This is a genomic window from Pseudomonas sp. CBS, assembly GCF_024734645.1.
In the GTDB taxonomy this organism is placed as follows: domain Bacteria; phylum Pseudomonadota; class Gammaproteobacteria; order Pseudomonadales; family Pseudomonadaceae; genus Aquipseudomonas.
Window position 1 is genome coordinate 1,632,936 of sequence record NZ_CP102929.1, and the last position, 22,886, is coordinate 1,655,821.

Consider the following 22,886-nt stretch of genomic DNA (forward strand, 5'->3'; position numbering starts at 1 on the left):
ATCTTCATCAGCTTCAAGATCAGTTCTGGATTTTGTGGTCCAGCGCTGCGTAGAAGTTGGCGCTTTGTTGCAGGTATTTCTGGGTGTAGGCGCTGGTGCTGGTTTTTTTGCTGCTGATTTCAACACTGGCGCTGGCTGGCAACGCTACGGTGGCGGAAACAGCGGAAGCGGCGATGATCGAGAAAAGATTGAAGTTCATGTCGGTAACCCTTGTGTTCGGTTGGCTTGGTGGCCTGTGTTGGCCTTGGAACCAAACTTACGCCCGAGGGGTTAGCCTTAGAAATTCATTGAAACACTAGCCGCTATTAATAGTATTAATACAACCAGTCAGGCCCCGCACGGCGGGGCCTGTGGCTTATTGTCGCACCAGGAACTTGAGGTCGCTGGGGGCATCAATCGCCAGTTTCTGCACGGTTTTGCCCAAAAGACCGGTTTTGGGGTCGCGCTCGACGACCACAATCTCGTTGCTCTTCTGGTTGGCGATCAGCAGGAACTTGCCGCTGGGGTCCAGGGTGAACTCCCGGGGATGATCACCTTCCACCGAGCGGCGCTGGATCTCTTTCAACTGCGCGGTGGCCGGGTCGATGGCAAGCACCAGCATCTGGTTGGCGGTGCCACGGTTGCTCACGTAGAGGAACTTGCCATCGCTTGAGGCATGCAGCGCGGCGCCGGCCTTGTCGGACACCGGCTGGCCGTCCGCAAAGTTGACCAGTTGCTTCTGGGTCAGCTTGCCATCGTGGTAGTCAAACACCGCCACTTGCGCGCTCATCTCGGTGGTCAGCCAGGCGTGCTTGCCGTCTGCGGTGAACAGCAAGTGCCGCGGGCCACTGCCAGGTGGCAATTGCACGAACGCAGGATCGGCCGGGGTCAGCGGCAATTCATGGTTGGCCTTGGGATCGTAGTGGTAGGCAAAGATCTTGTCCGCCCCCAGGTCTTGCACAAACACGTATTTGCCGTCCGGCGAAGACACCACCGAATGCACGTGATTGGAGGCCTGACGCTCCGGGTTGACCCGGCTGGCCGGGTGCCCGCTCAACTGCACCGGCGGCGACAGCTTGCCTTCAGCGTCTACCGGCAACACCGCGAGGCTGCCGCCCGGATCTTCCAGCACCGAATAGTTGGCCACGAACAGGTAGCGCCCGTCACTGGCCAGGCTGGAATGGGTCGGCTCGTTGCCCAGGCTCTGCACCTGGTTGATCAGGGTCAGTTGATGGTTCTTCGGGTCGATGCTGTAGCTGCTGACGCGCCCCACCGGGTCTTTTTGGCCTGGGCCGTTTTCGTTGACCACAAACAGGTGCTTCTGGTCTTTGGACAGGGTCAGCCACGACGGGTTGGCCGCCTTGGCGGCGAGCACCGGCTGGCCGCTGAACTGCCCGGTACGGCTGTCGAACTGCAAACGGTAGATACCTTCGCTGGTGCCGGCGGTGTAGCTGCCAACGAGCAATTCATAGGTGTCCACCGGCGCGGCCTGGACCGACATCGCGCCTACGCTGCCGGCCATCAGCAGGGGCCAGAATTTACGCATCATCATCCGCTTCATCCTCGTCATTATTGTTGCCGGTGACGCCGCTCATGCAGACCAGGCGGTGTTCGCCCTTGTCATCGGTAAGGGTCCAGCTTTGCAGGGTTTGATCAAAGGTCGCCGCCTTGACTTGCTCCAGGCTGAATCTCCAGAGCTTCTTGTCACGACCGTCCATGCAGATGATCAGTAACTTCTGGTCATCCAGGCTGAAATCGAAGGTGTGCATGCCGTCGATTTCAACCATCTGGCAGTCTTCAAAAGCATTGAGCAAGGTAGCGGTGTCGGCAGTCATAACCATCAATCATCAAGAGGAAAGACCCCATGATAGGTCAAATCGTTGCATCGACCTAAGCCCGCGCAATGCAAAACGCCGTGGCACAGGCCACGGCGTTTTGGCAGACCGCGATGAATCAGTGAGCGAACAACGAATTGCCCTTCTGCCCCGCCAGCTTCTCGGGCTTGATCAGGAAGCGTGCCAGCGCCGGCAGCAGCCACAGCGCGCCGAACATGTTCCACAGCAGCATGAAGGTCAGCATCAGGCCCATGTCGGCCTGGAACTTGATGGCCGAGAAGATCCACGTCGCCACGCCGATCGCCAGGCACAGGCCGGTGAACAGCACGGCTTTACCGGTGGACTTGAGCGTCTGGTAATAGGCTTCCTGCAACGGCAAACCGGCCCGCAGGAAACTCTCCAGGCGGCTGTAGATGTAGATGCCGTAGTCCACGCCAATCCCCACGCCCAGGGCCACCACTGGCAAGGTCGCAACCTTGACGCCGATGCCCATGAACGCCATCAGCGCGTTGCCCAGCACCGAAGTCAGCACCAGCGGCAGCACGATGCACAGGGTCGCCGCCCAGGAGCGGAAGGTGATCATGCACATGGTGGCCACGCACAGGTACACCAGGATCAGGATGGTCAGCTCGGACTCCTTGATCACCTCGTTGGTGGCCGCCTCGATCCCGGCGTTACCGGCGGCGAGGATGAATTCCAGGCCCTCCTTGTTGTTCTCCTTGGCGAAGTCCTGCACCGCATGCACTGCGCGGTCGAGGGTTTCGGCCTTGTGGTCGTTGAGGAACACCAGCACCGGCGCCAGGGAGCAATTGTTGTTGTACAGGCCATCGGCACGGGCGATGGAGTTGTTCAGCACATCCGGGTTACGCGACAGGGTTTCCCATTTCAGGTTGCCCTCGTTCATGCCCTTGATCATCTGCTTGGACACGGTCACCAACGAGATGGCCGACTGCACGCCTTCGGTGTTCTGCATCTTCCACATCAACTGGTCGATGGGCGCCATGGCTTCATAACGCGAGCAGCCTTCCGGCGGCGTCTTGACCATCACCACCAGCACATCGGAGCTGGTGGAGTAGTTGTTGATGATGAAGTTGTTGTCCTTGTTGTAGCGCGAGTCCGGGCGCAGTTCCGGCGCGCCCTGGTCGAGGTCGCCGATCTTCAGGTTCTGGCTGTACCAGAGGCCGCCACCGAAGGCGACCAATGCCAACGCAATCGATACCGGCGCGACTTTGGGGCTGGCGAATTTCGACAGCAGGCGCCAGAACGGGTGTTCGCGGTGTGCATCTTTCTTGCTGCGCTCGATGGCGCGTTTGCTGATGCCGACGTAGGAGATCGCCACCGGCAGCAGGATCAGGTTGGTGAACACGATCACCGCTACACCCACCGAGGCGCCGATGGCCAGTTCGCGGATCACGCCGATGTCGATGATCAGCAGGGTGATAAAGCCGACCGCATCGGCGAGGATCGCGATCATTCCCGGCAGGAACAACTGGCGAAACGTCCGCCGGGCGGCGGTCAGGGCGTTGTCGGCGTCACTGGATTGCAGAGCGATGCCGTTGATCTTCTGTACACCGTGAGAAATACCAATGGCGAAGATCAGGAACGGCACCAGCATCGAGTAGGGATCCAGCCCAAAACCCAGGGCATGCATCAATCCAAGTTGCCAGATAACCGCCACCAGCGTGGTGCTCAACACCGCGACGGTACTGCGCAGGCAGTTGGTAAACCACAGCAGCAGCACCAGAGTGATGACGAAGGCGATACCGAAGAACATCACCACCATCACCAGGCCGTCGATCAGGTCGCCGACCTTCTTGGCAAACCCGACGATGTGGATCTTGACGTTGGGGTTCTGGGCTTCGAACTTGTCGCGGATCTTGTCTTCGAGTTCATGGGAGAACTTGCGATAGTCCAGGGCCAGCAGCTTGCCCTGGTCTTGCGGGTCCGGGTAGGACTCCAGCAGTGGGATATCGACGATGCTCGATTTGAAATCGTTGGCCACCAGCCGCCCGACCTGCCCGGACTTGAGCACGTTGTTGCGCAACTGATCGAGGCTTTCCGGTGAGCCGTTGTAGCTCTGCGGGATCACTTCACCGCCGGCAAAACCTTCCTCGGTGACCTCGGTCCAGCGCACGCTGGGACTCCACAGGGACTTGAGCCCGGAGCGGTCGACGCCGGAGATGTAGAACACCTCGTCGTTGATCTGGCGCAGGGTCTCCATGTACTCCTTCGTGAAGATGTCGCCGTCCTTGGCTTCCACCGAGATGCGCACCGTGTTGCCCAGGTTCGCCAGGTCGTTGCGGTGCTCCATCATCTTCTCGATGAAGGGGTGCTTGAGGGGGATCATTTTTTCGAAGCTGGTGGACGGGCGAATCAACGTCGCCTGCCAGAACAGGAAAATACTCACCAGCAGGCAGATCGTGATCACTGCCGGGCGGTTGTTGAAAATCAGGCGCTCGAGAAACGTGGCCTTGTCGTTGTGATGACTGCTCATGGTGTCCCCGCCTTCTTATTGTTTTGTCGGCTCGGCGCCGGTTGGACTGGCCACGCGAACGCCGCCCTGCCCCGCCAGAATCAAGTTGCCGTTGCCCGCCGCCGTGACCGCCGACAGCGAAATGCGGTCCGGGCGATTGAATACGCTGAAGGTCAGGCCGTCATCGTGGCTGACCACCACGCTGCCGCCATTGCCCACCACCACGATGGAACCGTCGTCCAGCAGGGTCGCGCCCGATAAACCGAACTCCAGCGCGCCACGGGTGGCGTTCAGCTCCACCGGTTCCCAGGTGCTGCCAAAATCCGTGGAGCGAAACAGGTTGCCGCGCAGGCCGTAAGCCAACAGGGTCTGCGCCTGGGCGGTGCCGATCACGCCGAACAGCGAGCCCTCGTAGGGGCCTTCGAGCTTTTCCCAGGTTTGCCCCTCGTCATGGGAGCGGAACATGCTGCCCTGCTCACCGACGATAAACAGCCCGGCGTCTTTCACCTGGGCGATGGCGTTGAGGTGGAACTGGTCTTCGTTGTCGAGGCGGTCGCTGACGTCGTCCCAGGTCTTGCCGCCGTCGGTGGTTTCGATCAGCGCACCGTAGGCGCCCACGGCAAAGCCATTGCTGGCGTCCTTGAACCACACGTCGAGCAGCGGCGCTTCGCGCTTCAAGTCCTGGAATTGTTGAGTCCAGGTCACGCCGCCATCGGTGGTGGCGAGGATCTGTGCGTCATGGCCCACCGCCCAGCCGTGTTGGTCGTCGGCGAAAAATACGGCGGTCAGCAGTTGCCGGGTGGGGACTTTGGCTTGAGTCCAGGTGGCGCCCTGGTCGTCGGAATAGAGGATGTGCCCGCGATCACCGACCGCGACCAGGCGTTTGCCTGCGTGCACCACGTCGATCATCAGGCTTTTGGCAGCCTTGGGGGAATCAATGGCAAACACCGCTGCGGCGGTGGTTTCAGTGGCGGCGTGGGCCGGTGTCGACAACGCGACACCCCCCAGCAACGAGAGCGCTGTGGCCAGCAATGCGACCCTGCGCGTGGCCTTCGGGCGGAAAAACACCACACCCATGACAGGCTCACTCATAGACCTTTCTCCCATTTATTATTGTTAGGTCGTCTTGCCGTGGGGAGCCCTGAAACCTGCAATCTAGAGCGCCTTGGGCAAGCTGGGCCATCCTAGCGGGCTTTGGAATCGTCTGACAATCGGCGCTACGTTATGTTTTGTTAACTGGAGAGGGGTTTGAGCCAGTGCTGAATGTAGCGCTATCAGCAGCGGTGATCGTGGAGGGAGGCTGTTGTGGCGAGGGAGCTTGCTCCCGCTGGAGTGCGCAGCGCTCCCACGCTTTTTGGGGGCCGCTGCGCAGCCCAGCGGGAGCAAGCTCCCTCGCCACGGGGTGAAGTGTGGTCGTCGAGAATGAATTTTTATTCTATGTATTGAGTTTTGGGAATATTTATTCCATAAATAGCCTTCTCAAAACAATAATTCGAAGGAACCCGGCTATGCGCGAACTCGGAATCGGCCTGATTGGCACAGGCTTTATGGGGCGTGCCCACGCTCTGGCATTCAATAACGCACGGGCGGTGTTTGAACTGCCGGTGAAGCTCAGACTGGCCGCCCTGGCCGATGCCGATACCGAACGCGCGACACGCTGCGCCGCGGACTGGGGGTTTGCCCAGGCCCATGGCGACTGGCAGCAGTTGATCGACGATCCCAAGGTCGATGTCGTCGCCATTACTACCCCTAACCATTTGCACTTCCCGATGGCCATGGCTGCGCTGGCGGCGGGCAAGGCGGTGTATTGCGAGAAGCCGCTGGCGGTGAGCCTGGAGCAGGCGGCCGCGATGCGTGATGCGGCGAGCAAGGCCGGGGTGGTGACGCGGGTCGGCTACAACTATCAGCACAACCCGATGATTGGCCTGGCCCGGCAGTTGATCGCCAGTGGGGAGTTGGGAGAGATCATCAGTTTTCAGGGGGAATTCAGCGAGGATTTCATGGCTGACGCGGCATCGCCTTGGTCTTGGCGCTGTGACGTGGGGCATGCCGGCGGCGCGTTGGCGGATTTGGGCAGTCACTTGCTGTCCATGGCGCGGTACCTGGTGGGGGATGTGCTGAGTGTGTGCGCCGATACGCAAACGGTGCATGGGCAACGGCCTGCTACGGCGGGGAGTGAAGCACTGCGGGAGATTGCGGTGGATGATCAGGTGCATGCGTTATTGCGGTTTGCCAATGGTGCGCGGGGGACGGTGAGCAGCAGTTGGCTGAAGCATGGGTATAAGAATCACCTGAGCTTTGAGATCAGTGGCACGCGGGGCACGTTGTTGTTTGATCAGGAACGGTTGAATGAATTGCAGCTGTTTCGGGTTGGGCAGGAGGGGTTTCAGCGGTTGCTGGCGGGGCCTTCGCTGCCGGGGTATGCGGCGTTCAGCCCGGCGCCGGGGCATCAGTTGGGGTACAACGAGTTGAAGACACTGGAGGTGCATGAGTTGGTGATGGCGTTGGCCGGCAAGGGCAGCGACGGGACGGATTTTGCAGCGGCTTGGGAGGTTGAGAGGTTGGCCACGGCGATTCGGGTGGCGGCTCGGGAAGAGCGGTGGGTCAGGCTGAATGAGGTCTAAATGTGGGAGCGGGCTTGCTCGCGAAGGCAGTGTGTCAGCCAGTATATCTGGCGACTGACACACCGCTTTCGCGAGCAAGCCCGCTCCCACATTAGATTTTTGTCAGCTTTGAGTTTTGCGCATGAGGCGGTAGGCCACCGGCGATGATCACTGACGCTATCGCCCTCAACCTGGGCGACCGCAACCTGCTGGCTCGATTTAAATAGTGAATACCGCACTTCTGCGCGGGTCATTGCCTGATTTATCAAATATAAACTCCACCTCCACTTTAAGAGAGCCGGAATACGGCATCTCCGTCCAATTTATCCACTCATGCCATTGACCATCTTGCCGCGCTTTGTCTATTTCCCAATACTTTGTTCCATTGAAATAGACAATAACGTTCGCATTATTACCACCTTCTACATTTTTTCTTGTAATTCCGTACCATACTGTTTGAATTCTGATTTTCCCGCCTGCAATAGTCCATTGCAAACGTGCGCCACCATAAAACTCCGGATTGGTAGTTTCTTCCCCGCGGTAATGGACGACGACGTCTTTCAAGCCCTCCGAATCCGTCGAAAAGCTATTGTCTTCCGCACCAAGCATCGTGTCTTTCGTCATGAAATTAATCCTCAATCTACGCAGCGGCAAGGCGATACAACTATTGTAAAGTCCGAACTTACATAGCTGATAGAACCATTCTCTGCACCAACCTGTAACTGTCATAAATACCAGCAACTTAGTTAATTTAGAAATAAAAAAACGACTCATAAAACAAAACGACGTACCGGCCCAACTTTTCCTGTAGTTGACACCCCCACCAAGCGTGCAGGTGACTTTCACCTCCAATTCGCTAGCGTGGCTACCTCACTGAAGGCAACAAAAAGCCGCGCCTGCTGGAGCAGGCGCGGCTTGGATCAAACAGGCAACAGGATCAGTGCATGAAGATCGCGATCAGGATGATGACCGGGATAGGCACACCGAGGAAAAACAGCAGTAATGAGCGCATGAGGTTCTCCTTGAATTAACGAACGGAAGTGGTGTGGGGAGTGGTTTCCAGGTACACCACGGCATCCCGGCGACGACCGCCGAAGGTTGCAGCGAGGCTGGCAAAAAACGCACCGATCAACAGCGCCACGAACGTCCACAGCGAGGTGTAGGCCGCTACTTTCGCAGCCGTGTCCGCAGCCTGCTTGGCTTTCAACTTGGCGTCATCCAGGGCTTTTTGAGCCTGGCCGTAGACCTGGTCAACACGCGCCTCGGCGTCGGCCTGGCTGAGGTTGGTACGCTGGCTGATCAACTGTGCAAGGTACGCACGATCTTCAGGTGCCAGCTGACCATTGTTGCTCACGGTGCGAGCGAAGATGCGGGCGACCACACCGTGCACCGCGTCATCACTGACGGCTGCCGGGCGATCATCACGGAACAGACTGTCGACGTAGTAGCCGAAGTCTTCACCCTTGGAGGCAGCGCCAGCCACCTGGCTCATGCCACTGACGGCACCCGATGCCACACTGGCACCGGCCTTCACACCACCGCTGACCACACTGCTGACCGAACCGACGATCAGCACCGCCGTCACCAGTGTCGCCACGGCCCAGGCCAGGAAGCCATGGGCGGTGTCGCGAAAGTACACCTCATCGCCGTGCATATTGGCCCATTTCACCCGCAGGCGACCGGCGATGTAACCGCCCATCCCCGACGCGATGATTTGCGTAACCGCCAGCCAGACAATGGTGGAAATGCCAAGCCCTTTGGCGCTGATCCCACTGTCGGCCCACGGCGACACCGCCGAAAAGCCCAGGCCGAAGCCCAGCAGTACCAGGATCAAGGACAGTGCAGCCGCAGCAGCGGCCCCGGCAAAGATCGCGCCCCAGGAAACCCCGGAGAGCGTGCTCGACTCTTGCAGCGTGGATGAGGATGTAATCATTGTTGTTTTGCTCCAGGCATGAAAAATAGTGTTACAAGTCTCAAAAGGGACAGTGCAGGCAACGTGCCAGATGTATTGAAATTAAAAGCCTATATATTTCAATGAGTTAAGTAATTTGAACTAATTTGAACCATGCAACTTGCAAGAAATAGCCTGGAGCGGCGGGCGTTATGCATTCCTCGTAGGAAATAACCCATGCACGCGCCATGGACCGCAAAAATTCCTACACACACAGCATTCGTTCAGATTCAGCGGGGTAAGGTGAATTGTGTCGTTTGTGCCTACATAAATTTTTATTTAGGAAGCGGGCTATCATTTCTTGGCAAAATGCCCGCACTTCAGTGTGAATCGCTCACCAGGTAATCCTTATGACCCGCATTTTGACCATCGAGGACGACGCCGTAACGGCCCGGGAGATCGTTGCCGAGCTGAGTAGCCATGGACTGGACGTAGATTGGGTAGACAATGGCCGCGAAGGCCTGGTCCGTGCCGTCAGCGGTGATTACGACTTGATCACCCTCGACCGCATGCTCCCGGAACTGGATGGCCTGGCCATCGTCACCACCCTGCGCACCATCGGCGTATCCACACCGATCCTGATGATCAGCGCCCTCTCCGACGTGGATGAACGGGTACGCGGCCTGCGTGCCGGTGGTGATGACTACCTGACCAAGCCGTTCGCCTCCGACGAAATGGCCGCCCGCGTCGAAGTGCTGCTGCGGCGCAAAAGCACGGTCAAGGAGTTCGAAACTGCCTTGCGCGTAGCGGATCTGGAACTGAACCTGATCAGCCGCGAGGCCAGCCGCGCCGACCAGCCCCTGAGCCTGTTGCCGACGGAATACAAACTGCTGGAATTCCTGATGCGCAACACCGGGCAAATCCTCTCGCGGATGATGATCTTCGAGGAAGTCTGGGGTTATCACTTCGACCCGGGCACCAACCTGATCGATGTGCACATCGGTCGCCTGCGCAAAAAAATCGACCCGCCGGGCCTCACGCCGCTGATCCGCACGGTACGAGGTTCCGGGTATGTCATTGCTGAACCCCTCTAAAGGCTGGCGCTCTTCCAGCAGCCGACTGCTGGCGCTCTACAGTTCGTTGTTCGTGGCCTGGAGCTGCATCCTCATGGGTGTGCTCTACTACGAGGTCTCCGGTTACCTGGGCGACCTCTCGCGCCACTCCCTGATGCAGCGCCAGCATTTGTTCCAGCGGTTTGACGGCGAAGAACTGGTGGAAGCCCTGACCACCAGCATGACCTTCGACATGAAAGGCGTTGATGCATACGGGCTGTTCGACAACCAGTTCAACCCCATCAGCGGCCCGATCCGTGTGATACCGCCGGACCTGCCGATGGACGGGCACATCCATGCCCTGGCCAACTGCATCAATTCCGATGACCCGAAACTGCCCCGCGACAGCTGCGACGCCGTGGCCACCCACACCGAAGATGGCCGCTGGCTGATTCTGGTTCGCGCCAACGGCTCGCTGTTCGGCGTGACGCGGATCATCCTGCACGCCTTGCTGTGGGGCATCACCCTGACGATCATTCCCGGCGCGGCTGGCTGGCACCTGCTGCGACGGCGCCCGCTGCGGCGGATTCGCGGGATCCAGGCGAGCGCCGAAGCCATCGTGGCCGGCGACCTGACCCACCGCTTGCCGTTGTCTGACCGACGCGACGAACTGGACATGCTGGCGGCCATCGTCAACGCGATGCTCGACCGCATCGAGAAGCTGATGAACGAGGTCAAGGGCGTGTGCGACAACATCGCCCACGACCTGCGCACCCCGCTGACCCGCCTGCGGGCGCAGCTGTACCGGATCCAGCAGCAGGCCGATGAGGACGCGCCCCACGCCCTGCAACTGGACGCGGCCATCGCCGAAACCGACACCTTGATGGCGCGCTTCCGTGGCTTGCTGCGGATTTCCGAACTGGAGGACCATCAGCGCCGCTCGGGCTTCCTGGTGCTTGATCCCCTGCCCTTGCTGCAGGAACTCCACGACTTCTACCTGCCCCTGGCAGAAGAAGGCCAGATGGAACTGCTGCTGCAAGTGCCGGCCTCGTTACCGTGGATCACCGGCGATCGCGCCTTGCTGTTCGAAGCCCTGGCCAACCTGCTGAGCAACTCGATCAAATTCACCCCGCCGGGCGGCGAAGTGATCCTGCGAGGCGTGAACGATGCCGGCAGCACCCGCATCGAAGTGCTCGACTCCGGGCCCGGGATTCCGGCGGCGGAACGTGCGGCAGTGTTCCAGCGTTTTTATCGAGTGGACGAAGGCAATCAACAGCAAGGCGGGTTTGGGTTGGGGCTGTCGATTGTGGCGGCGATCATCAACCTGCACGGGTTCAAACTGGAAGTGGGCAGCAGCGAAAGTGGCGGCGCGAAGCTGATCCTCGAATGCCGCCAGCAGCTGATGCCTGAAGCCTGAGCCTGAAGAACACCACAAAACCAATGTGGGAGCGGGCTTGCTCGCGAATGCGGAGTGTCAGTCAACCCATCTGGCACTGATCCACCGCATTCGCGAGCAAGCCCGCTCCCACATTTGATCTTCATTCAGCCTGGGAAATTGCCACGCAATGCTTCCAGCCCGCCGCTGTAGACACCGGTAAACAACTCCTCCACCGCTGCATCCGTCACACCCGCCACCGGGGTAAACACACCCGACCAGGTGACCTTGGCGGTGCTGTCCGTCAACGCCTCAACCTTCAACGTCGCCAGATACTCACTCACCGGAAACGGCGACTCGCTGATGGAGTAACTATAAGTACGCGCCGCGTTATCAAAGCGTTGCAGCCGCTCCACCACCACACCACCATCGGCCGTTTGCAGATGACGCACACGCCCGCCTTCACTCGGCTCGCTCTTGACGATAAAGGGCAGCCAGTCCGGCAGCGAGTTGAAGCCTCCGACCAATTGCCAAACCTGTTCGGCCGAAACCGGGATTTCAATAACAGCAGATGCTTTTGCCACGACTAACACTCCAAACCATTCAAGAAAAAATCAGATCGCCATGCTGTCGACAACACCGCCGTCGACCCGCAACGCGGCACCGGTGGTTGCAGACGATAACGGTGAAGCAATGTACGCCACCAGATTCGCCACTTCATCCACATTCGCTGCGCGCTGGATGATCGACGTTGGCCGCGCATTGCGCACAAACACATCCGCCTCGTCCCGTGCACTGCGCCCGGACTTGGCCACGGCGTCCTTGAGCATGTTCTCCAGGCCATCGGTAAAGGTCGGCCCCGGCAGGATTGCATTGACCGTTACCCCGGTGCCCGCCAGGCGTTTGGCCAGGCCATGGGACACTGCCAGGTTGGCGCTTTTGGTGACGCCGTAGTTGATCATGTCGGCCGGCGTCGCCACGCCCGATTCCGACGACACAAAGATCACCCGTCCCCAGCCCTTCTCGACCATGCCCGGCGTGTAGTGCCGCGACAAACGCACGCCGGAGATCACATTGACCTCGTAGAAACGCGTCCACTCACTGTCGGGGGCGTCGAAGAAATCGACGTCGTTGAAGATCCCGAGGTTGTTCACCAGGATGTCGGCCCGCGGCTCGGCGGCGAACAGTTTTTCCGCGCCCTCGGCCGTGCCCAGGTCTGCCACCAGGCCACGCAGCTCAGCGCCGGGGACTGCCTGGCGAATCGTCGCCAGCGCCTCGTCGACCTTGCTCGATTCACGCCCGATCACCACCACCGTGGCGCCGGATTGCGCCAGGGCCTGGCTGATGCCCAGGCCGATCCCGGCGGTGCTGCCACTGACGATTGCGACTTTGCCACTGATATCAATTTTCATGTTCGCGTTCCTGTGGTTAGAGCGGCAGCGGTGCACGGGCCGAAATCAATCGGGCGTCGCGCAGGGCCTGCCAAAAGGCTGCGGGAATCTTCTCTGACAACGCCGCGACGTCTTCAGCCATTCGACCCGGACGACTGGCACCCGGAATCACTGCCGCTACTGCCGGATGGGCCAGGGAGAATTGCAGTGCAGCGGCTTTCACACTGACGCCATGAGCAGCGGCAATCGCCTTGATCTGCTCGACTTTGCTGATGATCGTCGGGCTGGCTTTCTGGTACTCAAAATGCGCACCGCCCGCCAGGATGCCGGAGCTGTACGGGCCGCCGACCACGATTTCGACGTTCTGCGCCAGGGCCGCGTCCATCAGGCGCTGCAAGGCACGTTCGTGGTCGAGCAAGGTGTAGCGACCGGCGAGCAGGAAGCCGTCGGGCTGGGCTTCGGTCAGGTCCAGGGTCAACTCGCAAGGCTCGACACGGTTGACGCCCAGGCCCCAGGCCTTGATCACACCTTCTTCACGCAGGCGGGTCAGCACTTTGAAGGCACCGGTGCGCGCCTGGTTGAAATAATCCAGCCATTGGTCACCGTAGAAGTCCTGGGCAATGTCGTGAATCCACACGATATCCAGGCGGTCGGTTTGCAGGCGATTGAGGCTGTCTTCGATGGAACGCAGGGTGGCGTCGGCGCTGTAGTCGTTGACCATCTTGTTCGGCCGGCCGTGTTCGAACACACCGCTTTTCTCGCCGAGGTCGCGGGCGCTTTCTTCCACTTCATCGAGAATCAGGCGGCCGACCTTGGTGCTGAGTACATAGTCGTCACGGTTGTACTTCGACAGGGCCTGGCCCAGGCGGATTTCCGAGAGGCCCGAACCGTAGAACGGTGCAGTGTCGAAGTAGCGCACGCCCTGGTTCCAGGCCGCTTCAACGGTGGCTTGCGCCTCTTCTTCCGGGATGGCGCGGAACATGTTGCCCAATGGGGCGGTGCCAAAACCCAGCACGCCGGGGAGTTTGTCTTTCAAGCTCATGGGGTAAATCCTCAAGATTGTTCAAGGTCGCTGTGTTGACCGTTGAGCAGATCCTAGATTGCAGAGATCGGACCGTCCAAGACATACTGCGACCAACTTGAGTCCCTTAAGGTCTGACATGATCGACTTCCGTCAATTGCGTTACTTCGTTGTAGTCGCTGAAGAAGAACACGTGGGGCGTGCTGCCGAACGGTTGCACATCTCCCAATCGCCCCTGAGCCGGCAGATCGCGCAACTGGAAGAACGCCTGGGCCTGACCTTGTTCGAGCGCAGCCAACAGCGCATCCGCCTGACCCGCGACGGCCAGACGTTCCTCGCAGAAACCAAGGCCCTGCTGACCCACGCCAACCGCCTGGAATCCCTGGGCCGGCGCTTGGGCAAAGGCGAAGAAGGCGGGCTGTGCATCGGCTACATCGAAAACGCGATGCACGCGGGCGTGCTGCCGAATGCCTTGAAAGTCTTGCGCGACGCACGGCCCAACGTGCATATCGCGCTGTACAACCTGCCCTCTGCCGAACAGCTGGAAGGCCTGCGCCAACGCAGCCTCGATATCGCCCTGGTGGGCGAGCCACCGGCGGCGGATGACCCGGACCTGATCGCCCTGCAAGTGCTGGACGACCCGATGCTGCTGGCGCTACCCGAGCAGCATCCGCTGGCCAGCGTCAGCGAATTGCTGCCTGAGCATCTGGCCGACCAGCAATGGATTGGCGTGCAACGCAAACCCGGGGCAAACCCGGCGGATGACTTTGTTGCCGCGTGCATTCGCGCAGGTTTCACCCCGCAGATTCCGATGGAAGCCAGCGAGCCGTTTACCGCGTTGGGGTTGGTGGCGTCGGGGTTAGGTGTCGCGATGGTGCAAAAGGGCTTGAGCCGCAATGCACCGCCGGGCGTGGTGCTGCGGGAACTGCCGTGGCTGACCTACACCACGCCGCTGTGGGCGGCGTGGCATCGGATCAATTTGCGGCCGTTGGTGGAGACGTTCAGGAAAGTCCTGACAGAGCCCCTGGCATGACGCTTGCCAATAACAGGACATGCCGCTCACGGGCGAGCAGACTATCCGTCAGTAGTTGATCTGAGGTCGCCCAGTCGTTTCAGCGGATTCGGCGTTGGGCCGTTTCGCTCGGACCTGCTCCTGCTGGTCATCATCCTGACCGCCCCCGAAAGCAGCGATCGCGTCGAAAGAATTGGACTGGGCCATACCGGCTTGTGAAGGTTGAGCGTTGTTAATACTGGACAAAATATTCACCTTGATTTTGCTCATGGGAGTTTGAAGCAAAACCTTTGTGGTACTCCGATACATTCAGTTCCGCAGGGAGCTCATGTGGGAGCCGGGCGTGCCCGCGATGCAGGCGCCTCGGTCCGTCAGTCAGAACCAGGCGATGCCATCCGGTGATTAATGCTCGTTCCCACGCTCTGCGTGGGAACGCATCCTGTGACGCTCCGCGTCACCACTGCGCAAGACTTGAACCTTGCATCGCCAACTGGACGCAGAGCGTCCGGGGCGGCATTCCTACGCAGAGCGTGGGAACGATCTTCATACATTCAGTTCCGCAGGGAGCTCATGTGGGAGCCGGGCTTGCCCGCGATGCAGGCGCCTCGGTCTGTCAGTCAGACCCAGGCGATGCCATCCGGTGATTAATGCTCGTTCCCACGCTCTGCGTGGGAACGCATCCCGTGACGCTCCGCGTCACCACTGCGCAAGACTTGAACCTTGCATCGCCAACTGGACGCAGAGCGTCCGGAGCGGCATTCCCACGCAGAGCGTGGGAACGATCTTCATACATTCAGTTCCGCAGGGAGCTCATGTGGGAGCCGGGCTTGCCCGCGATGCAGGCGCCTCGGTCTGTCAGTCAGACCCAGGCGATGCCATCCGGTGATTAATGCTCGTTCCCACGCTCTGCGTGGGAACGCATCCCGTGACGCTCCGCGTCACCACTGCGCAAGACTTGAACCTTGCATCGCCAACTGGACGCAGAGCGTCCGGAGCGGCATTCCCACGCAGAGCGTGGGAACGATCTTCATACATTCAGTTCCGCAGGGAGCTCATGTGGGAGCCGGGCGTGCCCGCGATGCAGGCGCCTCGGTCTGTCAGTCAGACCAAGGCGATACCATCCGGTGATTAATGCTCGTTCCCACGCTCTGCGTGGGAACGCATCCTGTGACGCTCCGCGTCACCACTGCGCAAGACTTGAACCTTGCTTCGCCAACTGGACGCAGAGCGTCCGGAGCGGCATTCCCACGCAGAGCGTGGGAACGATCTTCATACATTCAGTTCCGCAGGGAGCTCATGTGGGAGCCGGGCTTGCCCGCGATGCAGGCGCCTCGGTCTGTCGGTCAGACCAAGGCGATGCCATCGCAGGCAATCCAGCTCCCACAGGGTTTCGGTGTCGCCGTTGAACGTGTGGTGGATCAGTAGCGCCAATGCCCCGGCACCCACAGCCACTGCCCGTTCCCCCAGCGATAGTGCCCCCGCACCCACTGATACCCTGGCGCAGGTGCTACCGGCACGACCTCAACCAACGGCGGCGGGCGCCGCGGATGAGCAGGTTCAACAATACAACCGGACAACGCCGCCGCCATCAACGTGGCGGCCAGCGTGGCCTTGAATATGCGGGACATGGCACGGTTCCCCAATGAGACTAGCCGTCGCCTGAGTGGCGGGCTTACCCGGGTTAAACGCGGCCAACCGGGAAAATCCGTCGCTCGTCTCAGTTATTTCTGGCCGCCTTGCCCTGTGTCTGTCCCTTCAAATACAACCTCTCCATCCGTCGTTGTCGCCCATACCTGGGCAAAATACCGCCGGGAAAACCACTCTAAGAGAGGTTCACTGGATAAGTAGACACCTGTCAACTATGACAGTAGATACATAGGGACTGATGGCCTATTTTCGTCAGTGATGAATATCAAAGCCTGATCCGATAACAAGGAGTTCCCATGAAAAACAGACAACTTTATGAGTTCAGAGACACCGATGGCGCCGGGGCTCCAGAAGTCGTTATGTCACGCTATAAAGAAGGCAACGACGACCTCTATTCGCCCACGTACGATGTGATTATTTCGTCCTCTACACTGGGCTGGGACTATGACACTGCTACTTGGCCAGAAGATGTCACCGAAGATAACATTCAGGATGATGACGACAGGTCCTATTACATTTTGGCGGCCAATATTATCAAGCAGATCAAAAGCTTAAAGCCCTCCAATTACCGTGAAAATCACGTTCAAAAGTTCACTCGAATTTTGATAATGTTTTCTGACACCGCCCCAACCGATGTCCTCATGTATCACTTCAAGGACAACAATATCGACTTTAACAATCCCGACGCAATCGTCACCGCTACCGACCGTGACCCCCAAGGGCGCTATCGCAAAATTTTAGCTGCGCAAGATGCAAATGACGACACATTCATTGATAGCAGTGATGAGCTCATTTACAGAACTCTGGCGACGTCGTTCGCTTCAATGAAATACTCACTGCCTTAAACTTATGCCGGGAAGTTGAGGAGCGGTGTCCGCTCCTTCGTCTCAGTTACTTCTGCCCGGCCTTGCCCTTCGCCTGCCCTTTCAAATACAGCGCTTCCACCAACCGCTGACGCTCATCCCGGGGCAAGGTGCTGGCGAACTGCGCCAGGGTGTTGTCCACCAGCGCCCGGAGCGCCATGTCCGCCTCCCGGGCCTTGCTCAGATCCGTCACCAACGCCGCACGGTCCAGGGTCGGCGCCTCCAGTTGTTTGATCACGTCCAGTCGCGCCTCGCGCCCGGCAAGTACCAGCGGCTGGCTGTCGGCGCGGTTCTGGCGCAACAACTGGCGCAGTTCCTTGCGCCGTTCCGGCGGCAGCTTGACCATCGCCTGGCGCAGGCCATGCTGGTTCACCACCGCTTCGGCGGGCTTGGTATTCGCCAGCCAGTGGTACAGGCCACCGCCGACACCGCCGATCAAAAACACGTTGAACAACACCGACACAACCAGCAGCGGCTTCAGGTACTTGGGTGACGGGGTCATTGCTCGCTTTCCTCGGCGTTGACGGTGAAGACGACGTCGGCGTCGCCCTGGTCGAAGACACTGGGCAGTACTTCAGGACCGAGTGTGGGCAACGGTACGCTCAAGGACGCTACCAGGATGCCGGCGGCAATCCCGGCGATGCCCACGCCGACGAAGCCGGCGGGCGATAGCCAGCCGGCGTAGCGTGCCCAAAAGGATTGGCGCTGGGGGAACGACTGGCGAATCTGCCGCGCCAGCGCCGGGTCGACGGGCGCCAGTTGGTAGGCATCCAACTGGCCATCGAGCCATCGCGCCTGGTGCAGCACCTCGAGTGCGCCGGCATCGCCTGCGTCCAGCAGTGCCTGGGCCTGCGCCTGTTCGGCACGGGGCCAACGGTGCAGGTGGCCGCCGTAAGCCTCGGCCAGTTGGGCAAATCGTTCAGGCGTCATGGTTTCCCCCTTCCTGGGCGGGCGGGCCCGGGTGTGTCGTCAAGGTAACTGCGCAGGTTGCGCCGGGCCCGTGACAGCAAGCTCTCCAGTGCCTCGACGCTGATGTTCATCAGCGCCGCGGCGTCGATATTCGACAGCTCTTGGTAGTACTGCAACACAATCGCCTCGCGCTGGCGATCAGGCAGTGACGCCAGCGCCGCCGCCATGTGCTCACTGCGGGCGGCGGCTTCCAGCTGTTCATCGGCCGCAGGCGCCGTGTCGATCACTTCGCTCATGGCCGCCTCGTCGTGCAACGGGCGCTCCTTGCGCCGACGCAAATGGTCATGGCACAGGTTGAGCGCCACGCGGTGCAACCAGGTGTCGAAACGCGCTTCGCCACTGCGCCAGCTCGCAGCCTGGCGCCAGATCCGCAGAAAGCTTTCCTGGGCCACGTCCCTGGCCTCGTCGGCATCCCCGAGGATCCGACTGGCGAGCGCGAGCAAACGCGGGAGTTTGCGCGTCACCATTTCGTTGATGGCCGCCGGTTCGTTGTTACCGATGCGGGCCAACAGCTCAACGTCCGGATCAGTGTCTTTCAATAGGGCAAGTCTCGGTCCGGTGGCTAAGGGTCAGGGTGACGGGAGGGTCAGCGGATCCAATGCCCTTCTCTCCAGTACCAGTTGGGGCCGCGCGACTCCCAATGACCCGGTTCCCAACGAGCGTTGCGCATCACCGGCTGCCAGTGGCCCGGCACCCAGGCATATCCGCGCCCTTCGTAACGCCAGTGCCCGCGGTCCCACACATAACCCGGGCGCTCGACGGGAACGGCCTCGACGCGCATCGGCGGTGGCGCTTCACGGATGATCACTTCGGTCTGGGCAAAGGTCGGCGTGCTGACCAGGGCGGCCAGCGCCAGTGGGATCAACAGGGCGTAACGTAATTTGGCCAGCGGTCGTGCAAGTCTCATGACAACTCCTTCATCGGCGATCGCCAGTGATCGCAGCTGTAGGGTTGAACGGCGAGTGTCTGAATAATCCGTCGCGTCAACATCAACTTTTTTCGCGACCGTTCAGGACGGTAGACAGGGCCAGTATTGCCCAGGGTTTGCGGGGGTTTGATGAAATATGCAAAAAGCGCCGACGGATTTGGCCAGGCGGACGCGTTCAAGGACTAACCGTTGGCAATCAGCAGGCATGCCTGTTGATTTTCAACGTTCACTACCTTGAGGAAATCACCATGTCTCGTCGAATTTCACTGCTGGTTGCCGCTGTCCTGCTCTTGAACCTTGGCGGCTGCGTATTCCTGCCGGGGCACCGAGATCATTGCTGCTGGCGCGGTTACGGGGTGGTGACCGCACCCTCGGCACAAGCGGTCTCTTGAGCCTCTAACCGAATGCCGCAAACCCTCTGCGCCCGGCCTTGATCTCGGTGCGCAGTTCGCCAATCAGGTTTGAGATGGAACGGATGCTGTCCAGACCCTGGGGAGACACGCGGGTCAGCAGCAGGTCGACGCGCCCGGACGCCGGGTCGAAGATATTGATGCGCAGAGAACCATCGCTGTTCAATGAACAGTCACAGGCGAGCGGCAGGAAACCGGACTCCATGATGTGGCGAAACTCGGCTATCGAGACCATGCGGGCACCCTTCGCTGGACCAGACTCGGTGGACGTGATCCGTCCAGGGTAGATGAGCTTTTTCAACCTGCCGGGGAATTCAGTCAAAAGTGATACTTGGTGCTCAATTTGCCTGAAATCGCTGGCCGGCTGACGCCAGAAAAACCACACCGACACCTCTCATCCGATGCTGCGCGAAGCGCTTGATTCCTGGCGATGATGGCCAGATGCTATGGTTTTTTTACCGCCCTCAAGAGCCTCCTCCATGAGCATCGAACCTCTGATCGAACCCGACAGTGCCGTGTACAAGACGTTGCTCGAATCCACCAATGCCATCCCCTGGCGTATCGACTGGGCAACCATGACCTTCAGCTACATCGGCCCGCAAATCGAGGCGCTGCTGGGCTGGACCCCGAAGAGCTGGGCCACCGTGGACGACTGGGTGGAACGCATGCACCCGGATGACCGCGAATACGTGGTCAACTTCTGCGTCTCCCAGTCCCGCGCCGGGGTCGATCATGAAGCCGATTACCGCGCGCTGACTGCCAGCGGTGAGTACGTGTGGATACGCGACGTGGTGCACGTGGAGCGCAAGGACGGCGAAGTGCAGGCGCTGATCGGCTTCATGTTCGATATCAGCGAGCGCAAGAAGACCGAAGAACACCTGATCCGCCTGCAAAAACAGCTGGAGGAATATTCGTTCCAGGACGGCCTGACCGGCATCGCCAACCGGCGCATGTTCGACACCGTGCTGGCACGGGAATGGGCCAGTGCCCAACGCAGCCAATTGCCGCTGTCGTTGATCCTGCTGGATATCGACTATTTCAAGCAGTACAACGACCTCTACGGGCATATCAAGGGTGATGAATGCCTTAAACAAGTGGCGAGCACGCTCTCCCGGGCGGCCAATCGGCCACGGGACTTCATTGCGCGCTTCGGCGGCGAGGAGTTTGTGTGGTTGCTGCCGGAAACCGATGCCGAGTCCGCCCGGCGCGTGGCCGAACGCTGCCTGCACCTGATCCGCCAGCAGCAGATTGAGCACGGGCACTCGGCGGTGTCGAACTTGCTGACGTTGAGCCTGGGCGTAGGCACTTGCACGGTAAAGCCGGGCAGCGCAGCGTTGGCTTTTGTCGAAGCTGTCGACAAATTGCTGTACCAGGCCAAGCGCAATGGGCGGATGCGCGCAGAGTTTGCCGACGTAGAGGATTGATACAACGCTCAAATCGCGGGCAAAAAAAATCCCAAGTAGCTGATGGAAACTTGGGATTTAAAAATGCATAAACCGTGGGAGGTGAACGCCCGGCTATATTACCCAGCGGCAAAACTTGTAACAAGATAATTTTCAACCTTTCGTCGGATTAAAACAGCGCTAAGTCATTCAATAACCACACATTTTTAATGGATCCGATTATTGAAAGTGCCACTTTTTGGTGCAAAGACGATATGAATTAAACACACTTGCTCGGTTTAATTCCGCGATAAAAATAAGGTTATTGATTAAAAATGCGTGGGCTTTTTCAAGTAATGTTCCATCAAGTGTTTGCAGGGATCCACCAGCACAAGGTCGTCCTGGGGCGTAGGGCGCGAAACGCTGGCCGCCTGACGGCATAACGCCAGGCGCTCCGCCGCTTCTTCCCGCTGTCGGTCAACCTGGGCATTGAGCCGAACGAAATAGGTCCCCAACATCACCGCCAAGCACACAATCCCGATGAAAAAATAGCGGAAGGCGTGGGATTGAGGGGGTTCCGGATGACTCATACACTCATTGCACCTTGTGTTTCTGATAGCGAACGTCGTCGCCTTCGGCCGTGTCGACCATCGACCAGCCAAGCCGCTGGTAAAAGCCATTAGCCCTGATGTGATCCCGCCCATCGGTGATCAGGAACAGCGTGTCGTGGCGTTCGAACAGCGCCGCCTCGGCCACCGCCATCAATTGGCGACCCAACCCGAGGTTCTCGTGGGAGGGCATCACAAACAGCGCGAACACCTCGCCTTCGGCCACATCCACCATTGAAAACGCCACAGGCGTGCCGTCCATTTCGGCAAGCCACACACAGGGCGCTTCACGCATGCTCTCGGCGACCACCTGCGGGGTAATGCCCAGCTCAGCCATCTGTTCGCGGCTCAGGTGGTTCTGCACCACAGCGGTGCGAATGTCGAAAATCGCATTGATATCGTCCGGGGTTGCCAACCGTAAAACCGTAGCCATGTGCACCGCCTCCCAATGAGACGCTCAATTGTATGTAAATTGAAACACATCGATTGTGGTGGATTTGTAAAACACGCACCCGGTTTGCGCGTCAATCCTGCTCACGCCGCCTGAACTGCCCCGGCGCCAGCCCGTGGGCCTTGCGGAAACACCGGGAAAAATACGCCTCGTCGGTAAACCCGCAACGGTGCGCAATCGCGCCGATCATCTGCGGGCTGTTGAGCAGCAGCGTGCGCGCCAGTTGCATGCGCCGGTCGAGCACCAGTTGGGAGAAGGGTTTACCGGTTTCCTTGCGCAGCAGGTGGGTCAGGTAATTGGGCGACAGGAACGCAGCCGCCGCGGCATCGGTCAGGTTCAGCGATGGCTCGTGCAAATGCTCACGAATGTAGGCTTGCACACGGGCCAGTGCGTCCTTGCGACCACGCCGGGTGGCGTTGTTGGCGGCGAATGCCTGGAGCGGTTCGGCGTACTGTTGGCACACCAACCCGATCAGTTGGAACAGGTAACCCTTGAGCCGCTCCCGTGCGCCGAAGCTGCGGTGGGCGTCCAGAGTGCGCATGTGTTCCAGCCAGGTTTTGACTTCGTCGAATGCCGCGTCTTCAAGAATGAAATCCAGCTGTTCCTGGAAGCGGAACGGCGACAGTTCCGGGGCCTGGCTGATGGGAATGTCTTCGAGGTCCAGCGGGTCGCAGGTCAGTTGCGGCAGGAAAAAGCCCTGGCTGAAATTGATCAGCATGAAGTCGCCGTCTTCGGGATGGGGAATCACATGCAGGCGATGGGGCAGGATAAAGGCCAGGGCCTTTTTCGGGAACGGGCGCACCGCGCCGCCGATGTGCTGCACGGTGTCGCCGCCCAGGTTGATCTGGATCTGGAAATATTCGTGGCGATGGGGACTGGTCAGCGCCGCCCTGCCCCGCTTGTCGCGGATGTAGAAGTCGGAGCGGTCGCTGCGTTGTTCCATGCCATAGGTGGTGATGCGGGTGCCTGGCATACGTATTTCCCGGAGAGCCTGGG

General features: G+C 59.6%; 26 protein-coding genes. 6 read left to right on the forward strand and 20 right to left on the reverse strand.

Annotation, left to right across the window (positions count from 1 at the left end; genetic code table 11):
- Window positions 1-19: 19 nt before the first annotated feature.
- From NVB75_RS07365 to NVB75_RS07385, 5 genes are all read right to left on the reverse strand, one after another.
- Entirely contained in the window at window positions 20-199 is a 180-nt protein-coding gene (locus NVB75_RS07365) for a hypothetical protein (protein WP_003211212.1), read from the reverse strand.
- A 156-nt stretch (window positions 200-355) separates the two neighbouring features.
- Complete coding sequence (locus NVB75_RS07370; RefSeq protein ID WP_258346658.1) at window positions 356-1,531, reverse strand: lactonase family protein; 1,176 nt, start codon at window positions 1,529-1,531, stop codon at window positions 356-358.
- On the reverse strand, window positions 1,518-1,814 hold the full coding sequence (locus NVB75_RS07375; protein ID WP_258346659.1) for a DUF5629 family protein: 297 nt from the start codon (window positions 1,812-1,814) through the stop codon (window positions 1,518-1,520). Before NVB75_RS07375 ends, NVB75_RS07370 begins: the two co-directional genes overlap by 14 nt.
- A 118-nt stretch (window positions 1,815-1,932) precedes the next feature.
- On the reverse strand, window positions 1,933-4,308 hold the full coding sequence (locus tag NVB75_RS07380) for an RND family transporter (protein ID WP_258346660.1): 2,376 nt from the start codon (window positions 4,306-4,308) through the stop codon (window positions 1,933-1,935).
- Window positions 4,309-4,323: 15 nt separating this feature from the next.
- Window positions 4,324-5,364: a YCF48-related protein gene (locus tag NVB75_RS07385; RefSeq protein ID WP_258348554.1), complete on the reverse strand. Its 1,041-nt coding sequence runs from the start codon at window positions 5,362-5,364 to the stop codon at window positions 4,324-4,326.
- A gap of 431 nt (window positions 5,365-5,795) precedes the next feature.
- On the opposite strand from NVB75_RS07385, the gene NVB75_RS07390 reads away from it, so the two are divergent.
- The gene (locus tag NVB75_RS07390) at window positions 5,796-6,911 is read left to right on the forward strand and encodes a Gfo/Idh/MocA family protein (protein WP_258346661.1); all 1,116 of its coding nucleotides are present in this window, start codon (window positions 5,796-5,798) and stop codon (window positions 6,909-6,911) included.
- A 198-nt stretch (window positions 6,912-7,109) separates the two neighbouring features.
- Here the strand turns inward: NVB75_RS07390 and NVB75_RS07395 are convergent, their stop codons facing one another.
- Both NVB75_RS07395 and NVB75_RS07400 read right to left on the reverse strand, forming a co-directional pair.
- Window positions 7,110-7,514: a hypothetical protein gene (locus NVB75_RS07395; RefSeq protein ID WP_258346662.1), complete on the reverse strand. Its 405-nt coding sequence runs from the start codon at window positions 7,512-7,514 to the stop codon at window positions 7,110-7,112.
- A 403-nt stretch (window positions 7,515-7,917) separates the two neighbouring features.
- Window positions 7,918-8,823: a hypothetical protein gene (locus tag NVB75_RS07400; protein ID WP_003219728.1), complete on the reverse strand. Its 906-nt coding sequence runs from the start codon at window positions 8,821-8,823 to the stop codon at window positions 7,918-7,920.
- A gap of 368 nt (window positions 8,824-9,191) precedes the next feature.
- Here NVB75_RS07400 and NVB75_RS07405 point away from each other — a divergent pair, with 368 nt between their 5' ends.
- Window positions 9,192-9,875 carry a response regulator transcription factor gene (locus tag NVB75_RS07405; RefSeq protein WP_010564812.1) on the forward strand — a complete coding sequence of 228 codons (684 nt, stop codon included), beginning with the start codon at window positions 9,192-9,194 and terminating at the stop codon, window positions 9,873-9,875.
- Window positions 9,853-11,250 carry a cell wall metabolism sensor histidine kinase WalK gene (locus NVB75_RS07410; protein ID WP_258346663.1) on the forward strand — a complete coding sequence of 466 codons (1,398 nt, stop codon included), beginning with the start codon at window positions 9,853-9,855 and terminating at the stop codon, window positions 11,248-11,250. Before NVB75_RS07405 ends, NVB75_RS07410 begins: the two co-directional genes overlap by 23 nt.
- Window positions 11,251-11,375: 125 nt before the next feature.
- Here the strand turns inward: NVB75_RS07410 and NVB75_RS07415 are convergent, their stop codons facing one another.
- Genes NVB75_RS07415 through NVB75_RS07425 form a run of 3 tightly spaced genes read right to left on the reverse strand, consistent with a single transcriptional unit; the run spans window position 11,376 to window position 13,641 of the window.
- The gene (locus NVB75_RS07415; RefSeq protein ID WP_258346664.1) at window positions 11,376-11,792 is read right to left on the reverse strand and encodes an SRPBCC family protein; all 417 of its coding nucleotides are present in this window, start codon (window positions 11,790-11,792) and stop codon (window positions 11,376-11,378) included.
- Window positions 11,793-11,822: 30 nt separating this feature from the next.
- Window positions 11,823-12,620 (reverse strand): SDR family NAD(P)-dependent oxidoreductase, encoded by a 798-nt coding sequence (locus NVB75_RS07420; protein ID WP_258346665.1) that lies wholly within the window; start codon window positions 12,618-12,620, stop codon window positions 11,823-11,825.
- A gap of 16 nt (window positions 12,621-12,636) precedes the next feature.
- Window positions 12,637-13,641 (reverse strand): aldo/keto reductase, encoded by a 1,005-nt coding sequence (locus NVB75_RS07425; RefSeq protein WP_258346666.1) that lies wholly within the window; start codon window positions 13,639-13,641, stop codon window positions 12,637-12,639.
- A gap of 118 nt (window positions 13,642-13,759) precedes the next feature.
- Here NVB75_RS07425 and NVB75_RS07430 point away from each other — a divergent pair, with 118 nt between their 5' ends.
- Window positions 13,760-14,653 (forward strand): LysR substrate-binding domain-containing protein, encoded by an 894-nt coding sequence (locus NVB75_RS07430; RefSeq protein ID WP_258346667.1) that lies wholly within the window; start codon window positions 13,760-13,762, stop codon window positions 14,651-14,653.
- 48 nt (window positions 14,654-14,701) lie between these two features.
- Here NVB75_RS07430 and NVB75_RS07435 read toward each other — a convergent pair whose 3' ends face one another.
- On the reverse strand, window positions 14,702-14,902 hold the full coding sequence (locus NVB75_RS07435; protein ID WP_258346668.1) for a hypothetical protein: 201 nt from the start codon (window positions 14,900-14,902) through the stop codon (window positions 14,702-14,704).
- A 1,148-nt stretch (window positions 14,903-16,050) separates the two neighbouring features.
- Entirely contained in the window at window positions 16,051-16,260 is a 210-nt protein-coding gene (locus NVB75_RS07440; RefSeq protein ID WP_258346669.1) for a hypothetical protein, read from the reverse strand.
- A gap of 315 nt (window positions 16,261-16,575) precedes the next feature.
- On the opposite strand from NVB75_RS07440, the gene NVB75_RS07445 reads away from it, so the two are divergent.
- A complete protein-coding gene (locus NVB75_RS07445) occupies window positions 16,576-17,124 on the forward strand; it encodes a hypothetical protein (protein ID WP_258346670.1) in 549 nt (182 codons plus the stop codon).
- Between the two features lie 46 nt (window positions 17,125-17,170).
- Here NVB75_RS07445 and NVB75_RS07450 read toward each other — a convergent pair whose 3' ends face one another.
- From NVB75_RS07450 to NVB75_RS07470, 5 genes are all read right to left on the reverse strand, one after another.
- Window positions 17,171-17,644, reverse strand: coding sequence for a periplasmic heavy metal sensor (locus NVB75_RS07450; RefSeq protein WP_258346671.1), 474 nt, complete (start codon window positions 17,642-17,644; stop codon window positions 17,171-17,173).
- Window positions 17,641-18,072, reverse strand: coding sequence for a hypothetical protein (locus NVB75_RS07455; RefSeq protein ID WP_017477134.1), 432 nt, complete (start codon window positions 18,070-18,072; stop codon window positions 17,641-17,643). Before NVB75_RS07455 ends, NVB75_RS07450 begins: the two co-directional genes overlap by 4 nt.
- Window positions 18,069-18,650, reverse strand: coding sequence for an RNA polymerase sigma factor (locus NVB75_RS07460; RefSeq protein ID WP_258346672.1), 582 nt, complete (start codon window positions 18,648-18,650; stop codon window positions 18,069-18,071). The genes NVB75_RS07455 and NVB75_RS07460 overlap by 4 nt, the downstream gene beginning before the upstream one ends.
- Window positions 18,651-18,697: 47 nt before the next feature.
- A complete protein-coding gene (locus NVB75_RS07465; protein WP_003219711.1) occupies window positions 18,698-19,018 on the reverse strand; it encodes a YXWGXW repeat-containing protein in 321 nt (106 codons plus the stop codon).
- A gap of 417 nt (window positions 19,019-19,435) precedes the next feature.
- Complete coding sequence (locus NVB75_RS07470) at window positions 19,436-19,684, reverse strand: DUF1652 domain-containing protein (protein WP_167663323.1); 249 nt, start codon at window positions 19,682-19,684, stop codon at window positions 19,436-19,438.
- 244 nt (window positions 19,685-19,928) lie between these two features.
- Here NVB75_RS07470 and NVB75_RS07475 point away from each other — a divergent pair, with 244 nt between their 5' ends.
- Window positions 19,929-20,873: a sensor domain-containing diguanylate cyclase gene (locus tag NVB75_RS07475; protein ID WP_258346673.1), complete on the forward strand. Its 945-nt coding sequence runs from the start codon at window positions 19,929-19,931 to the stop codon at window positions 20,871-20,873.
- A gap of 287 nt (window positions 20,874-21,160) precedes the next feature.
- Here NVB75_RS07475 and NVB75_RS07480 read toward each other — a convergent pair whose 3' ends face one another.
- The 3 genes from NVB75_RS07480 to NVB75_RS07490 all read right to left on the reverse strand — a co-directional run bounded on the left by NVB75_RS07480 (window position 21,161) and on the right by NVB75_RS07490 (window position 22,863).
- A complete protein-coding gene (locus tag NVB75_RS07480; protein WP_076016836.1) occupies window positions 21,161-21,421 on the reverse strand; it encodes a hypothetical protein in 261 nt (86 codons plus the stop codon).
- A gap of 4 nt (window positions 21,422-21,425) precedes the next feature.
- Window positions 21,426-21,872, reverse strand: a complete 447-nt coding sequence (locus tag NVB75_RS07485; RefSeq protein WP_258346674.1) for a GNAT family N-acetyltransferase — start codon at window positions 21,870-21,872, stop codon at window positions 21,426-21,428.
- A 91-nt stretch (window positions 21,873-21,963) separates the two neighbouring features.
- On the reverse strand, window positions 21,964-22,863 hold the full coding sequence (locus NVB75_RS07490) for an AraC family transcriptional regulator (protein ID WP_258346675.1): 900 nt from the start codon (window positions 22,861-22,863) through the stop codon (window positions 21,964-21,966).
- Window positions 22,864-22,886 lie beyond the last annotated feature (23 nt).